Source organism: Streptomyces sp. Edi4 (assembly GCF_040253615.1).
Taxonomy (GTDB): Bacteria; Actinomycetota; Actinomycetes; order Streptomycetales; family Streptomycetaceae; genus Streptomyces.
In genome coordinates this window covers 1,898,428-1,913,827 of record NZ_JBEJGY010000004.1, presented here as the reverse complement: position 1 = coordinate 1,913,827, position 15,400 = coordinate 1,898,428, and the positions used below count along the sequence as shown (strand labels likewise).

Here is a 15,400-nt window from a genome sequence, read left to right as displayed (position 1 = left end):
TGATGAGAACGCCCAGTTCCGCTAAGGGGCTTGAGGGGATCATGGTCCTGACGGGCCTGGGGGCGTCCGTAAGCCGGGCGGTGGCCGGGAAGGGGGTCACCGGCGGCCGGATGGCGTCCCCGGCACCCCGCCCGCCCGTTACGCAGCGTTACCGTGACGCGGAGGGGAGGGGCGGCTTCGTCTGCGCCCAAGGGCCGCCCGAGGGGGCGCCGTTGCGATAGCGCTCATCGCAACCTTCGCGTGCGCGCCGCTCGACGACCCGGTCGCCCGCGGCCGCGCCGTGAGCCGCGCGCTCCGGCCGGGCGGCGGCCAGCGCGGCCAGAAGGATCTCGTTCTGCCCGTCCGACAGGCCCTTCTCCTGATAGTCCAGGCCAGAGCCCTTGCCCTGGTCGAGTTCCTGCCGTGCCCAGTAGGTGATCAGGCGGACGCAGAGGTCCTGGGGCGAAGTGGCCCCGGGGGAGGGCGAGTTGGCCTCGATGCCGGTGCGGGTGGCGGCTTGGGAGGGGCCCGCGGGCTGGGCGGTGCAGCCCGCCAGGGCCGCCACCGCGAGGAACGCGCCCGGCAGGATGAGTCGTACCCTCGACCGCCGCTTGGGCCTCATGGCACGAAGTTAGGGCGCGGAGCGTGATGTGACAATGGCCGACGAGCCATCAACTCGTCGGCCACGAAACGGACTTGACCCCTCCGTTGGGATCGGCGGCGCGGGGCGCGGTCGCGGGCGGGCCAAGGGGGTTGATCCCTTCGCCGGGAGGGGGCGGCTGGGGGAGGGGCCTGACCCCTTCGCCGGGGGAGGGGTGGCTCGGGGAGGGGCTTGCCCCCCATGCCGGGAGAGGAGGGCTGGGGCGGTCAGTCCTTCTGGCCGGGCGCGTCACGCAGCAGACACGTCAGACGGGCCGTGCAGACCCGCTTGTCCTGCTCATCGGTGATCACGATCTCGTACGTGGCCGTCGAGCGCCCCCGGTGCACGGGCGTGGCGACCCCGGTGACCAGACCGCTGCGCACCCCCCGGTGGTGGGTGCAGTTCAGGTCCACCCCCACCGCGATCTTGGTGTGACCGCCGTGCAGCATCGAGCCGACCGAACCGATCGTCTCGGCCAGGACCGCCGAGGCGCCGCCGTGCAGCAGACCGTAGGGCTGGGTGTTGCCCTCGACGGGCATCGTCGCCACGACCCGCTCGGCCGACGCCTCGATGATCCGCACGCCCATGCGGGTACCCAGGTGCCCGGCGGAGAACATCGCGGGCAGGTCGACACCGAGGGACGCGTACTCGTCGACGACTTCCTGCGGGAACTTCACGCTGCTCTGCTCGCCCATGGGCTCCGGCTCCGTTCATCTGCGGTTGCTGCGCTGTCGCCACCGTCATACCAGATGACTGAGCAGACGCTTAGGGCGCAGCTCTCATTGCCCGGCCCCGCCCTCCTGCCCGGGCCCCTCCAGACGCACCACCACCGACTTGCTGGCCGGGGTGTTGCTGACATCGGCCGTCGAGCCCAGCGGCACCAGGACATTGGTCTCGGGATAGTAGGCGGCGGCGCAGCCACGCGCGGTCGGGTAGTGCACGACGCGGAAACCCGGCGCGCGCCGCTCCACACCGTCCTTCCACTCGCTGACCAGATCCACATACGCCCCATCCGCCAGGCCCAGTTCGCCCGCGTCGGCCGGGTTGACCAGGACCACACGCCGGCCGCCCTTGATGCCGCGGTAGCGGTCGTCGAGACCGTAGATGGTGGTGTTGTACTGATCGTGGGAGCGCAACGTCTGCAACAGCAGCCGGCCCTGGGGAAGCTCGGGGAACTCCACCGGGGCGGCCGTGAAGTTGGCCTTGCCGGTGGCGGTGGGAAAACGCCGCTCATCGCGCGGCGCGTGCGGCAGCTGGAACCCGCCGGGGCGCGCGACCTTCGCGTTGAAGTCCTCGAAGCCCGGCACCACGCGCGCGATGCGGTCGCGGATCGTGGCGTAGTCCCGCTCGAACTCCGCCCAGTCCACCACCGAGGACGCGCCGAGCGTGGCCCGGGCCATACGGGCCACGATCGCCGGCTCGGACAGCAGATGACGGCTCGCGGGAGCCAGGTTGCCGCGCGAGGCGTGCACCAGGCCCATCGAATCCTCGACGGTCACGAACTGCCGCCCGCTTGCCTGCACGTCCTTGTCGGTACGCCCCAGGGTCGGCAGGATCAACGCGCGCCGGCCCGTCACGGCATGCGAGCGGTTGAGCTTGGTGGAGACGTGGACGGTCAGCGAGGCCCGGCGCATGGCGGCCTCCGTCACCTCCGTGTCGGGGGTGGCGCTCACGAAGTTGCCGCCCATGGCGAAGAACACCTTCGCCCTGCCGTCGCGCAACGCCTCGATGGACCGTACGACGTCATATCCGTGGTGGCGCGGCGGAGCGAAACCGAACTCCTTCTCCAGCGCGTCCAGCAGCGCGGGAGCGGGCCGCTCGAAGATGCCCATCGTGCGGTCGCCCTGCACATTGGAGTGGCCGCGCACCGGACAGACACCGGCGCCCGGACGGCCGATGTTGCCGCGCAGCAGCAGGAAATTGACCACTTCGCGGATGGTCGGCACGGAGTGCTTGTGCTGGGTCAGACCCATCGCCCAGCACACGATGGTGCGCTTGGAGGCGAGCACCATCGCCAGGGCCTGCTCGATCTCGGCCCGGCTCAGACCGGTCGCCGCCAGCGTCTGATCCCAGTCCGCCGCGCGCGCCGCGGTCTTGAACTCCTCGAAACCATGGGTGTGTTCGCGCACGAACAGCTCATCGACGGCGCCCGGCGTCTGGACGATCAGCTTGTTCAGCAGACGGAACAGCGCCTGGTCACCGCCGATGCGGATCTGGAGGAACAGATCGGTGAGGGAGGCGCCCTTGAGCATGCCCTGCGGGGTCTGCGGGTTCTTGAACTTCTCCAGGCCCGCCTCCGGCAGCGGATTCACCGAGATGATCCTGGCGCCGGCGTTCTTCGCCTTCTCCAGGGCGGACAGCATCCGGGGGTGGTTGGTGCCCGGATTCTGCCCCGCGATCACGATCAGGTCGGCCTGGTGCAGATCATCGAGTGAGACGCTGCCCTTGCCGACGCCGATCGTCTCCGTCAGCGCCGAACCCGACGACTCGTGACACATGTTGGAACAGTCCGGCAGATTGTTGGTGCCGAACTCGCGGGCGAAGAGCTGAAGCAGGAAAGCCGCCTCGTTGCTGGTGCGCCCCGAGGTGTAGAACAGCGCCTCGTCGGGGGAAGCCAGCGCGTTCAGCTCCTGCGCGATGATCTCAAAAGCCCGCTCCCAGGTGATCGCCTCGTACCGCTCGGCGCCCTCGGGCAGATACATCGGCTGGGTGATGCGGCCCTGCTGACCCAGCCAGTACCCACTGCGGGTGGCGAGATCGGCGACAGGGTGCGCGGCGAAGAAATCCGGCGTGACCCGGCGCAGCGTCGCCTCCTCGGCGACCGCCTTCGCGCCGTTCTCACAGAACTCCGCCGTGTGCCGCTTGTCGCCCTCGGGCCAGGCGCAGCCCGGACAGTCGAAACCGTCCTTCTGATTGACCTTGAGCAGGGTCCGCGCCGTGCGGCGCACGCCCATCTGCTGCTGCGCCATGAGCAGGGTGTGACCGATGGCGGGGAGACCTGCGGCGGCATGCTTTGGCGCGGCGACCTGCGGCGCGTCCTGGACCGGATCACCTGCGGGCGGCTTGCTGACCATGGCGCTGCTCCCCTTCGAGCGAACACGAGATGCGTACATCTTCGATCCTGTCACGCGCCACTGACAGCCGCGCCAGGGGCGGCCGAGCGGGACTGGCCAGGATTGTCAGTGGGGCGTGGCAGGATCGGGGGCATGGCTGAGACGGCATCGAAGAAGACCCCGGAAACCCGACCGCGCCTGCTCCTCATGGACGGCCACTCCCTGGCGTACCGGGCGTTCTTCGCGCTGCCCGCGGAGAACTTCACGACCGCGACGGGCCAGCCCACCAACGCGGTCTACGGCTTCATGTCCATGCTCGCGAACACACTGCGTGACGAGGCACCCACCCACTTCGCGGTGGCGTTCGACGTGTCCCGCAAGACGTGGCGCTCCACGGAGTTCCCCGAGTACAAGGCGAACCGCTCCAAGACCCCCGACGAATTCAAGGGCCAGGTCGAGCTGATCGGCGAACTGCTCGACGCGATGCACGTCGACCGGTTCGCCACCGACGGCTTCGAGGCCGACGACATCATCGCCACTCTCGCCACCCAGGCCGAGGCGGCCGGCTTCGAAGTCCTGATCGTCACCGGCGACCGCGACTCCTTCCAGTTGGTCTCCGACCACGTCACCGTCCTCTACCCCACCAAGGGCGTCTCCGAGCTGACCCGGTTCACGCCCGCCAAGGTCGAGGAGAAGTACGGCCTGACCCCGCGGCAGTACCCGGACTTCGCGGCGCTGCGCGGCGACCCGTCGGACAACCTGCCGGGCATCCCGGGCGTCGGTGAGAAGACGGCCGCGAAGTGGATCAACCAGTTCGGTTCGTTCGCCGAACTCGCCGAGCGCGCCGACGAAGTCAAGGGTAAAGCCCGGACAAAACCTCCGTGACCACCTGGAATCGGTCAAGCTCAACCGCCGCCTGACCGAGATGGTCAAGGACGTCGAGCTCCCCAAGGGCCCCGCCGAACTGGAACGCGCCCCCTACGACCGCGCCAAGGTCACCGGCGTCCTGGACGTCCTGGAGATCCGCAACCCCTCATTGCGCGAACGCCTCCTCGCCGTCGACCCCGGCGCCGCAGAGGCACAGGCGCCCCAGCCCGCCGCCGGAGTCGACATCGACGGCACGGTCCTGGGCGCGGGTGAACTCGCTCCGTGGCTGGCCGGACACAGCGGGCAGCCGCTGGGCGTGGCGACCGTCGACGCCTGGGCGCTGGGCACCGGAAGCGTCAGCGAGGTCGCGCTGGCCGCCGCCGACGGCACGGCCGGCTGGTTCGACCCCGCCCAGATCGACGAGAGCGACGAGCGGGCCTTCGCCGCCTGGATCGCCGACGCCGCCCAGCCCAAGATCATGCACAACGCCAAGGCCGCGATGCGGGTCTTCCCCGAACACGGCTGGAGCGTCGCAGGCGTCACCATGGACACCGCGCTCGCCGCCTACCTCGTCAAGCCCGGCCGCCGCTCCTTCGCCCTGGACGCCCTGTCGGTGGAGTACCTCGGCCGCGAACTCGCCCCGGCCGGCGCCGCCGACGGACAGCTCGCCTTCGGCGCGGACGACGAAGCCGAAGCCGCCGCCCTCATGACCCAGGCACGAGCCGTCCTCGACCTGGGCGACGCGTTCACCGAACGCCTCAAGGAAGTCGGCGCCACCGACCTGCTGCACGACGTGGAACTGCCCACCTCCCTCCTCCTGGCCCGCATGGAGCGCTACGGCATCGCCGCCGACCGCGCCCACCTGGAAGCCATGGAGCAGCAGTTCGCCGGCGCGGTGCAACAAGCCGTGAAGGAGGCGCACGCCTCCGTCGGCCACGAGTTCAACCTGGGCTCGCCCAAGCAGCTCCAGGAAGTCCTCTTCGGCGAACTGGCCCTGCCCAAGACCAAGAAGACCAAGACCGGCTACACCACCGACGCCGACGCACTGGCCTGGCTCGCCGCCCAGACCGAGCACGAACTGCCCGTCATCATGCTCCGCCACCGCGAGCAGGCCAAGCTGCGCGTCACCGTCGAAGGCCTGGTCAAGACGATCGCGGCGGACGGCCGCATCCACACCACCTTCAACCAGACCGTCGCCGCCACCGGCCGCCTCTCCTCCACCGACCCCAACCTCCAGAACATCCCCGTACGCACCGACGAGGGCCGTGCGATCAGGCGGGGCTTCGTGGTCGGCGAAGGCTATGAGTCGCTGCTGACCGCCGACTACAGCCAGATCGAACTGCGCGTGATGGCCCACCTGTCCGAGGACGCGGGCCTCATCGAAGCCTTCGCCTCCGGCGAGGACCTGCACACCACGGTCGCCTCCCAGGTCTTCGGCGTGGCCAAGACCCAGGTCGACCCGGAGATGCGCCGCAAGATCAAGGCCATGTCGTACGGCCTGGCCTACGGGCTGTCCGCCTTCGGCCTCTCGCAGCAGCTGAACATCGAGGCCGGCGAGGCACGCGGCCTGATGGACACGTTCTTCGAACGCTTCGGCGGCGTACGGGACTACCTCCAGCGCGCCGTCGAGGAAGCCCGCGCCACGGGCTACACGCAGACGATGCTGGGCCGGCGCCGCTACCTGCCCGACCTCAACAGCGACAACCGCCAGCGCCGCGAGATGGCCGAACGGATGGCACTCAACGCCCCGATCCAGGGCACGGCGGCCGACATCGTCAAGGTGGCGATGCTGAACGTGGACCGTGCCCTGACCGAAGCGGGCCTCGCCTCGCGCCTCCTGCTCCAGGTCCACGACGAAATCGTCCTGGAAGTCGCACCGGGCGAGCGCGAGCGGGTCGAAGCGCTGGTACGCCGCGAGATGGCGGGCGCGGTGCAGCTCCGCGCCCCGCTGGACGTGTCGGTGGGCTCGGGCAACGACTGGGAGTCGGCGGCGCACTGAGGGGTGCCTGGGGGGTGCTGGGGGGCCGGTAGGTGGCGGATGACGGATGACGGATGACCGTTTTCCATCATCAGCTGACAGATTTCAGTTCCTGTCAGTGAGCAGCGGTGTTCGGTTTGCGGAACAGGCTCCCCTGTCGACCCCCAACGCATCTCACGTGGCGAATCAGTGAAAACCGGTCAGGCGGCGCTGTCATGGCGCCGTCGGTTGCCGTAGTGTCACCTGAGTCCTCGCGCTGGGGAGCGCGAACGGCCGAGTACCGGGGAGGGACTTGACGTATGGCACCGCACATGGGCCGACGACTGCGTAAGGGAGCGGGGACCACGGCGGTCGCCGCGCTCGCGGTGGCGGCGCTTTCCGCGTCGCAGGCACCCGCAGTAGTGCACGCGAGCAGTCCGGCCGACCAGTCGGCGTCGGACGCGACGCCGACGCCCACGCCGGATGCCCCGGCCTCGGGCAACTCGCCGTACTACACCGACCTTCCGCCGCTCACGTCGCCGACGCCCCCGATCGCGCCCACTGCGCCAGTGACGACGATCCCCACCGGCGACCAGCAGGGCATACCCGCCACGGTGCTCGACGCGTACAAGAAGGCGGAAGCGGCGCTCGCGACGAGCCGGCCGGGCTGCCACCTGCCGTGGCAACTGCTCGGCGGCATCGGCAAGGTCGAGTCGGGCCACGCCAACGGCGGCCGGGTCGACGCCAACGGCACGACGCTCACCCCGATCCTCGGCCCGGTGCTCGACGGAGTCGGGTTCGCCAACATCACCGACACCGACGGCGGCGCGTACGACGGCGACAAGGTGCACGACCGGGCGGTGGGGCCCATGCAGTTCATCCCCTCCACCTGGGCGACCGCGGGCCGCGACGGCAACGGCGATGGCGTCAACGACCCCAACAACGTCTACGACGCAGCGCTCGCCACCGGGTACTACCTGTGCGGCAGCGGCCGCGACCTCGCGGTCAAGGCCGACCTGGACAAGGCGATCCTGAGCTACAACCAGTCGCAGGAGTACCTGACGACGGTCACGACGTGGTTCGACTTCTACCGGCGCGGCACCCACGAGGTTCCCGACGGCGCCGGCTCGCTGCCCGGCCGCCGCAGTGACCAGACCACCACCAAGCAACCGCCGGTGACGCCGAAGGCACCGCCCAAGGGGCATGCCTCCCAGCCGAGTTCGCCGCCCGCATCCAAGCCGTCCACCAAGCCCGACCCGGCGCCCACCACGCCCGTGCGGCCCACGCCCCCGCCGGCCAGGCCCGGCGGCGACACCAAGCCGACCCCGGTGCCGTTCCCCAAGACGCTGGAGGACGCCGGCACCAAGGAGCTGACGGCGCCCGCCGGCGCCGGTTTCGCCGGTCACCCCACGGCGGTCGTGAAGGACGCGTCCGGCAAGGCGATGGCGGGCGTGAGCGTGCGGTTCGAGATCGCCGGGGACACCGACACCCGCTTCGCCGGCGGTGCCACCACCGCCACCGTGGCCACCGAGGCGGACGGCAGGGCCGTCGCGCCGGTGCTCGAGGCCGGCGAGAAGACCGGCACGTTCACGGTGCGCGCCACGATCGTCACGTCCGCGCTGGCCGCCGTCGAGTGGAAGGCCACGGTCCTGGCCCGCCAGGCCGACGACCTCACCCGGGGCGACGCCAAGGCGCTGACGGCCGTGCCCAGTGGCGAGTTCGCCAACGCCGTGTCGCTCAAGGCCACCTACAAGGGCGCCGCGGCAGCCCATGTCGCGGCATCCGCCACCATGGTCGCGGAGCCGGCGGCAGGCGCCGACCCGAAGGCCGCGCCCAAGGTCAACGACAAGGGCCCGTACTTCAAGGACGCCAAGGGCAACCCGGTCCGTGAGATCAAGGACCTCACGACCGACGCCAACGGTCTCCTGGTCCTGCCGAAGATGTACGCGGACGGGCAGAGCGGCACGTTCCTGCTCCGGGTCACCACCGAGGGCGGCGCCACGATCACGCTCAAGCTGACGGTGGCCGCCGCCTCCTGAGGGGCGCCCCCGGTCTCCTCCTTTCCCAGCAGCCCCTCCGCCGCCCGACGGCAGAGGGGCTGTTCGACGTGTTCTCATCTCGGCTGGGCGTTGCTACGGTGCCCATCCCATCCCGTTTCTGACGGCCCATCAGCTGTACGGAGGCCGAGCATGCGCGCCCTCATAGCTGCCGCGATCGGGCTTGCCGCCGCCCTCGCCCTCGTCCTGACCGTGTCGGCCATCGGCGCCCCCGAAGGAAAGACCTCGCCGAAACCGCTGCTCACCACGGTCCCCAGCGCGCCAGGGAAGATCACCCAGACCAAGTAGAGGAAGAGCGGGTCCATGCGACGCAAAGCCAGTCTCGTTCTGCTCGCCCTCGCCGTGTTCTTCGCCGCCCTGTCGCCCCTGTTGCGCTGGTACGCCTTCCCCCGCCTCGCCAAGATCCCGCCCAGCCAGTACCAGGAGGCGGTCCTCGAAGCGAAGAACGCCACCCTCATCGACTACGCCACGATGCGGTCAAGGACGGTCCCCAAGGTGACCGTCGTCCAGACGCTCAAGGGCAACGTCGAGGCCGCCAAGGAGATCGAGAAGAGCGCCGGCGACGACGTCGTGGTGTGGGACACCCTCTCCTACATCCAGGGACCCGACGGCAAGATGGTCTCCCAGATACCCGAGCGCTACATCTTCGACGCGCACAGCCAGGCGCCCGTCCACGCCACCGGCGAGATGGTCGACGGCGACGCCGTGCAGCGCAAGGGCATCGAGTTCAAGTGGCCCTTTCTGACCGAGAAACGGGACTACGAGTACTTCGACTTCCAGGCCCGCACCTCCGCGCCCATCCACTACAAGGGCACCAGGCAGTTCCACGGACTCCACGTCTACTACTTCGAGCAGACCATCCCCTGGACCAAGGTGCCCTACCCGAAGAAGATGCCGCTGCCCGGCATCGACTCCAGCACCTTGGAGCAGACCACCGGCACCTCTCTCTGGTACACCACCACCCGCAAGTTCTGGGTCGACCCCGTCACCGGCGCCCCGGTCAACGGTGAGGAGCTGAACCAGGAGGAGATGCGCGGCGGCACCCTCCTTGGTGGCCGAGACAAGGTCACCGTGTTCGCCGGCGACGTCAAGATGCGGGACGACTACGTCAAGTACACCGTCGACCTGGTCAAGAAGAACCGCGCCCTGGTCCTGATGCTCACCTCCTACCTCCCGTGGGGATTTCTCGGTCTCGCCCTGGCCCTGCTCGCCCTCGCCCTGTGGCTGGAGGCACGCGGCCGCCGCCCCGACGACCCGCCCCCGGCCATGACCGAGCCACTGGAACCCGTCACCGTTTGAGCCGCGCCGTGGTGAACCGCGTCGCCGGCACCGCAGTCGGGTCCTCCGGCCAGGGGTGCTTGGGATAGCGGCCGCGCAGTTCGGCCCGCACGGCGCGGTACCCCTGGCGCCAGAAGTTCGCCAGGTCGGCGGTGACGGCGGCCGGCCGGCCCGCGGGGGAGAGCAGATGGACAAGGACCGGCACCCCCGCCACTTCCGGCGTGCCGTCCAGGCCGAACATCTCCTGCAACTTGACGGCCAGCACCGGCTGTTCACCCCCGTACTCCACCCGTATCCGTGATCCGCTGGGCACCTGGATCCGCTCGGGGGCCAGCTCGTCGAGCCGGGCCGCCTCCCCGCAGGCCCACGGCAGCAGCCGGCTGAGAGCCGCGCCCGCCTCGATCCTCCCGAGGTCGGCCCGGCGCCGGGCCCGTGAGAGCTCCGGCTCGAGCCACTGCTCGGCCCGGGCGAGGAGGGCGGCGTCGGACACATCGGGCCAGGGCTCTCCACGCACCCGGTGCAGGAACGCCAGCCGTTCCCGCAGGCCGCGCGCGTCACGGGTCCACCGCAGAAGACCGAGCCCTTCCCGCGCCAGGCCGTCGAGCAGCGCGTCCCGCACGAGCGCCGGGTCGGGGTTTTTGAGCGGACGTATGGCCAAGTCGACCGCGCCGAGCCGGGACGCCCGGCGGGCCACCACATCCGCGTCCTCCCAGCACACCTCCTCGCCCTCGGTCACAAGGTGCCCCGCCGCGATCCGGGCCGTCGCCTCGTCGATGACGGCGGCCAGACGGATCCTGGCGGACGCGGCCTGGACGGGACGGTCGGCGACGGCCACCGCCAGCCAGTCCGCCGTGCTGAGCCCGGAGCCCTGCCCGGCCTCGGCGCCGGTGCCCGACACCATCAGGAACGCGCCGCCCCCGCGTGCCCGCGCCACCCGTTCGGGGAACGCCAGGGCCGCGATCAGCCCTGCGGCGCCCTCGGCGGAACCCCTGTCCGTGTGGGTCCCCGCGGCGGCGGTCAGGCGCCGCACCTCCTGCTGCCAGCGCGCCGCGTACCCGTCCCCGCCCCGGCGCGCCGTGCGCCAGGCCGCCGCCAGATCATCGCCGTACTCCCGTGGAGGCTCCTCGCTCAGCAGCGCCACCACTTCGGCGGCCCGTCGGCCACCGACCTCCGAAGCGCCGTCGAGCAGGGCACGGGCCAGACGCGGGTGCAGCCCGAGCCGGGACATCCGGGCGCCCCGGTCGGTGGCGCGGCCCTGTTCGTCCACCGCCCCGATCGCCGTCAGTACGGCACGGGCCGCGGCCATCGCCCCGGCGGGCGGCGCGTCCAGCAGGGCGAGGCCTTCGGCCGACGGATCGCCCCAGCAGGCCGCCTGCAGAGCGAACGCGGCGAGGTCGGCGACCTTGATCTCCGGGGCCGGGAAGCTGGGCAGCCGCCCGTGCTCCGCCTCGGTCCAGCAGCGGTAGACCGCGCCCGGCGCCTCACGCCCGGCCCGGCCGGCACGCTGGCGGGAGGCGGCCCGCGAGGCCCGCACCGTCGTCAGGGCGCCGAGGCCACGGGCATGATCCACCCTCGGCTCGCGGGCCAGACCGCAGTCCACGACCACCCGCACCCCGGGCACCGTCAAAGAGGACTCGGCGACCGAAGTGGCCAGGACCACCCGCCGCCCCGGCGATCCGGCCAGCACCGCGTCCTGCACCCAGGCCGGGGCCCGGCCATGCACCTCAAGCACCTCCACTCCGGAAAGATCGCCCAACTGCCGTGCCACGCGCCCGATTTCACCCACGCCCGGCAGGAAGCAGAGCACATCGCCCTCCCGCTCGGCCAGGGCGCGCCGCACCGTCGACGCCACGTGCGTCAGCAGGGCAGGATCCACCCGCATGCCGTGCGGTGGGCGGACCGGCTGGGCGGGCGGCGCCCACACCACCTCCACCGGGTGCGACACCCCGGCCGCCTCGACGACCGGAGCGTCCCCGAGCAGCCGGGCCCAGCCCTCGGCGTCCGTCGTCGCGGACGCCGCCACCAGGCGCAGCTCCGGGCGCAAGGCGGTGCGCACGTCCAGGAGGAAGGCGGCCGCGGTGTCCGCGTCGAGGTGGCGCTCGTGGCACTCGTCGATGACGACGACGTCGACGTCCGCCAACTCCTGGTCGCGCTGCAGGCGTTGGAGGAGTACGCCGGTGGTGACGACCTCGACGACGGTGTCGGGCCCCACGCGCCGCTCGCCGCGCACGGTGAAGCCGATCCGGCCGCCCGGCTGCTCGCCCAGCAGCCAGGCCATCCGGCGGGCGGCGGCCCGGGCCGCTATGCGACGCGGCTCGGCCACCACGACCCGTCGCACCGGGCCTGCGCCGGTCAGCCCCGCGAGCACCAGCGGCACGAGCGTGGTCTTGCCCGTGCCGGGCGGGGCGCACAGCACGGCCGTCCCGTGCCCGTCGAGTGCGGCAAGCAGCTCGGGGACGGCCTCGCGTACGGGGAGAGCGTCGAGAGCGTCGGTTCGCATCATGCGCTCAGTGTCGTACGTCGCGGCGGACCGTGCGGAGCTCTGTCCACAGGGACGGTGGGCTTGTATGACTAACCCCGGCCGACCCCGGACTCCGGCCGACCCCGGACTCCGGCCTGCCCCCGGAAGTCAACCCCGTACGCCCGCGAAGACTCAATCCCGTACGCACACGAAGATCGCCGTCCCGGGGATCAGATTGCCCCGCAGCGGCGACCAGCCACCCCACTCCTGCGCGTTCCAGGCCGGCCACTCCGGCTCGACCAGGTCCTCCAGGCGGAAACCGCCGGCGACCACGTCCCGCACCCGGTCGCCCAGGGTGCGGTGGTGCTCCACATAGACCGCGCGGCCGCTCTCGTCCTGCTCGACGTACGGCGTCCGGTCGAAGTAGGAGGCGGCGACCGACAGGCCGTCGGGCCCCGGCTCGTCGGGGAAGGCCCAGCGGATGGGGTGGGTGACGGAGAAGACCCAGCGGCCGCCGGGGCGCAGTACCCGACGCACCTCGCGGAAGACCTTCACCGGCTCCGCGACGAAGGGGACCGCGCCGTATGCCGAGCACGCCAGGTCGAAGGAGCCGTCCGCGAAGGGCAGCGCGCCCGCGTCCGCCTCGACCAGCGCGAAGGCGCCGGCGCCACCGTCGATGCGCAGGGCGTGCTGGAGCTGGCGGTGGGAGAGGTCGAGGGCCACCGGGCGGGCGCCCTGGGCGGCCAGCCAGCGCGAACACTGCGCGGCGCCGGCCCCGATCTCCAGGACGTCCAGTCCCCGCAGGGAGTCCGGCGGACCCAGGAGCCGGGCGTCCGCCTCGTCCAGGCCCTCGGGCCCCCAGATGAAGCGGTCGTCGCCGAGGAACGCGCCGTGATCTGTCTGATACTCGTCGGCGTTGCGGTCCCACCAGCTCCGGCTGGCCCGGCTGCTCTCCGTGCCCCCGGCGGTACGCCGTGTCGCCTCCGGCTCGGAAACGGACCCGTCATCGGACTCGTACGCTGGGATCTCTTGGCTCATCGTGCCCATCGTTGTAGTTCGCGCGGAACGCGACCTCGTCTTCGCGGAGCCTCCCGCGAGAGGCCGCCGGGGCCCATCGTGGCCTCGAGGAACCTTAGTTGTGCCGGGATTGCGGGGATCCGCCCCGGGTGTGCGCCTTCGCGCATTGACCCTGTCCGGCTGCCCCCGTATGCTACAAGTTGCGCTGCGAGCCTGCGCACCTCAGACCTAGCAGGCGCGCTTCCATCTGTTGTATGTCCCCTCGGTTTGTCGAGGCGCCATCCGGACCGACCCGGAGAGGCGCTTCCCTGGCTGTCCGGCTTCTGCAGAGGCGATACGGGCTCTCGGCGTGGCAGTACCTACGACTTTCTGTCCGTAACCGGAGCCCTTTCCCACATGACGAGCAGCACCGAGACCACCTCTACCACTCCGCAGGTAGCGGTCAACGACATCGGTAACGAGGAAGCCTTCCTCGCCGCGATCGACGAGACGATCAAGTACTTCAACGACGGCGACATCGTCGACGGCGTCATCGTGAAGGTCGACCGGGACGAGGTCCTGCTCGACATCGGTTACAAGACCGAAGGCGTGATCCCGAGCCGTGAGCTCTCGATCAAGCACGACGTCGACCCGAACGAGGTCGTCAAGGTCGGCGACGAGATCGAGGCCCTGGTTCTCCAGAAGGAGGACAAGGAAGGCCGTCTGATCCTGTCCAAGAAGCGCGCTCAGTACGAGCGTGCCTGGGGCACGATCGAGAAGATCAAGGAAGAAGACGGCATCGTCACCGGTACCGTCATCGAGGTCGTCAAGGGTGGTCTCATCCTCGACATCGGCCTCCGCGGCTTCCTGCCGGCCTCCCTCGTCGAGATGCGTCGTGTCCGCGACCTCCAGCCCTACGTGGGCAAGGAGCTCGAGGCGAAGATCATCGAGCTGGACAAGAACCGCAACAACGTGGTCCTGTCCCGCCGCGCCTGGCTCGAGCAGACCCAGTCCGAGGTTCGCCAGACGTTCCTCACCACCCTGCAGAAGGGTCAGGTCCGCTCCGGCGTCGTCTCCTCGATCGTCAACTTCGGTGCCTTCGTGGACCTGGGTGGCGTCGACGGTCTCGTCCACGTCTCCGAGCTGTCCTGGAAGCACATCGACCACCCCTCCGAGGTTGTCGAGGTCGGCCAGGAAGTCACCGTCGAGGTCCTGGACGTCGACATGGACCGCGAGCGTGTCTCCCTGTCGCTGAAGGCGACGCAGGAAGACCCGTGGCAGCAGTTCGCCCGTACGCACCAGATCGGGCAGGTTGTCCCCGGTAAGGTCACCAAGCTCGTTCCGTTCGGCGCGTTCGTCCGCGTCGACGAGGGCATCGAGGGCCTGGTCCACATCTCCGAGCTGGCCGAGCGCCACGTGGAGATCCCGGAGCAGGTTGTCCAGGTCAACGACGAGATCTTCGTCAAGGTCATCGACATCGACCTCGAGCGTCGTCGGATCTCGCTGTCCCTGAAGCAGGCCAACGAGTCCTTCGGTGCCGACCCGGCGTCGGTCGAGTTCGACCCGACCCTGTACGGCATGGCCGCGTCCTACGACGACCAGGGCAACTACATCTACCCCGAGGGCTTCGACCCCGAGACCAACGACTGGCTCGAGGGCTACGAGACCCAGCGCGAGGCGTGGGAGGGCCAGTACGCCGAGGCGCAGTCGCGCTTCGAGCAGCACCAGGCCCAGGTCATCAAGTCCCGCGAGGCCGACGAGGCCGCCGCTGCCGAGGGCGCTGCCGCTCCGGCCGGTGCCCCGGCGGGCGTCTCCGGCGGTTCGTACTCCTCGGAGTCGGACGACAACTCCGGCGCCCTGGCGTCGGACGAGGCGCTGGCCGCGCTGCGCGAGAAGCTGGCGGGCGGCCAGAGCTGACGCTCTGTCCCAGCTGGTAGATAGCTGAAAGTAAGGCCCGTTCCCCATGGGGAACGGGCCTTACTTCATGTCGCGGGTCAACTCGCCCCGCCCGTCGCCCGTTTCAGCGAAAGGGGCGGACGCGGGAATGCGCCGGTCCCGGCAGTCGTTCTTCCTGTTGAACACGAGGAGGAGCGGTAATCGTGCTTGATCCGC

Annotated in this window: 9 protein-coding genes and 1 pseudogene; 5 read left to right on the top strand and 5 right to left on the bottom strand. The window is 70.5% G+C overall.

Annotated elements, in window-relative coordinates:
* Positions 1-148: 148 nt before the first annotated feature.
* From ABR738_RS10700 to ABR738_RS10690, 3 genes are all read right to left on the bottom strand, one after another.
* Complete coding sequence (locus ABR738_RS10700; RefSeq protein ID WP_350229732.1) at positions 149-601, bottom strand: hypothetical protein; 453 nt, start codon at positions 599-601, stop codon at positions 149-151.
* A gap of 245 nt (positions 602-846) precedes the next feature.
* Positions 847-1,314, bottom strand: coding sequence for a PaaI family thioesterase (locus ABR738_RS10695; protein WP_350229731.1), 468 nt, complete (start codon positions 1,312-1,314; stop codon positions 847-849).
* A gap of 84 nt (positions 1,315-1,398) precedes the next feature.
* Positions 1,399-3,693 carry an FdhF/YdeP family oxidoreductase gene (locus ABR738_RS10690; protein ID WP_350229730.1) on the bottom strand — a complete coding sequence of 765 codons (2,295 nt, stop codon included), beginning with the start codon at positions 3,691-3,693 and terminating at the stop codon, positions 1,399-1,401.
* Positions 3,694-3,825: 132 nt separating this feature from the next.
* On the opposite strand from ABR738_RS10690, the pseudogene polA reads away from it, so the two are divergent.
* The 4 genes and pseudogenes from polA to pgfA all read left to right on the top strand — a co-directional run bounded on the left by polA (position 3,826) and on the right by pgfA (position 9,852).
* Positions 3,826-6,538, top strand: a pseudogene (gene polA, locus ABR738_RS10685) (DNA polymerase I).
* A 278-nt stretch (positions 6,539-6,816) separates the two neighbouring features.
* Positions 6,817-8,535 carry a lytic transglycosylase domain-containing protein gene (locus tag ABR738_RS10680; protein WP_350229729.1) on the top strand — a complete coding sequence of 573 codons (1,719 nt, stop codon included), beginning with the start codon at positions 6,817-6,819 and terminating at the stop codon, positions 8,533-8,535.
* 150 nt (positions 8,536-8,685) lie between these two features.
* Positions 8,686-8,841 carry an SPW_0924 family protein gene (locus ABR738_RS10675; RefSeq protein WP_107090671.1) on the top strand — a complete coding sequence of 52 codons (156 nt, stop codon included), beginning with the start codon at positions 8,686-8,688 and terminating at the stop codon, positions 8,839-8,841.
* A 15-nt stretch (positions 8,842-8,856) separates the two neighbouring features.
* A complete protein-coding gene (gene pgfA, locus ABR738_RS10670; protein WP_350229728.1) occupies positions 8,857-9,852 on the top strand; it encodes a cell envelope lipid trafficking protein PgfA in 996 nt (331 codons plus the stop codon).
* On the opposite strand, the gene hrpB is transcribed toward pgfA, so the two are convergent.
* Together hrpB and ABR738_RS10660 are read right to left on the bottom strand one after the other, a co-directional pair.
* Complete coding sequence (gene hrpB, locus ABR738_RS10665) at positions 9,842-12,334, bottom strand: ATP-dependent helicase HrpB (RefSeq protein ID WP_350229727.1); 2,493 nt, start codon at positions 12,332-12,334, stop codon at positions 9,842-9,844. The genes pgfA and hrpB overlap by 11 nt on opposite strands.
* Before the next feature lie 150 nt (positions 12,335-12,484).
* Positions 12,485-13,330: a class I SAM-dependent methyltransferase gene (locus ABR738_RS10660; protein ID WP_350229726.1), complete on the bottom strand. Its 846-nt coding sequence runs from the start codon at positions 13,328-13,330 to the stop codon at positions 12,485-12,487.
* A 375-nt stretch (positions 13,331-13,705) separates the two neighbouring features.
* Here ABR738_RS10660 and rpsA point away from each other — a divergent pair, with 375 nt between their 5' ends.
* On the top strand, positions 13,706-15,205 hold the full coding sequence (gene rpsA / locus ABR738_RS10655) for a 30S ribosomal protein S1 (protein WP_053729297.1): 1,500 nt from the start codon (positions 13,706-13,708) through the stop codon (positions 15,203-15,205).
* The last annotated feature ends 195 nt before the right edge of the window (positions 15,206-15,400 follow it).

Bases quoted from the DNA above. Each gene is read 5' to 3' on its own strand.
- ABR738_RS10700 (WP_350229732.1), bottom strand. From the start codon at position 601: ATGAGGCCCAAGCGGCGGTCGAGGGTACGACTCATCCTGCCGGGCGCG.
- ABR738_RS10695 (WP_350229731.1), bottom strand. From the start codon at position 1,314: ATGGGCGAGCAGAGCAGCGTGAAGTTCCCGCAGGAAGTCGTCGACGAG.
- ABR738_RS10690 (WP_350229730.1), bottom strand. From the start codon at position 3,693: ATGGTCAGCAAGCCGCCCGCAGGTGATCCGGTCCAGGACGCGCCGCAG.
- ABR738_RS10680 (WP_350229729.1), top strand. From the start codon at position 6,817: ATGGCACCGCACATGGGCCGACGACTGCGTAAGGGAGCGGGGACCACG.
- ABR738_RS10675 (WP_107090671.1), top strand. From the start codon at position 8,686: ATGCGCGCCCTCATAGCTGCCGCGATCGGGCTTGCCGCCGCCCTCGCC.
- pgfA (WP_350229728.1), top strand. From the start codon at position 8,857: ATGCGACGCAAAGCCAGTCTCGTTCTGCTCGCCCTCGCCGTGTTCTTC.
- hrpB (WP_350229727.1), bottom strand. From the start codon at position 12,334: ATGATGCGAACCGACGCTCTCGACGCTCTCCCCGTACGCGAGGCCGTC.
- ABR738_RS10660 (WP_350229726.1), bottom strand. From the start codon at position 13,330: ATGAGCCAAGAGATCCCAGCGTACGAGTCCGATGACGGGTCCGTTTCC.
- rpsA (WP_053729297.1), top strand. From the start codon at position 13,706: ATGACGAGCAGCACCGAGACCACCTCTACCACTCCGCAGGTAGCGGTC.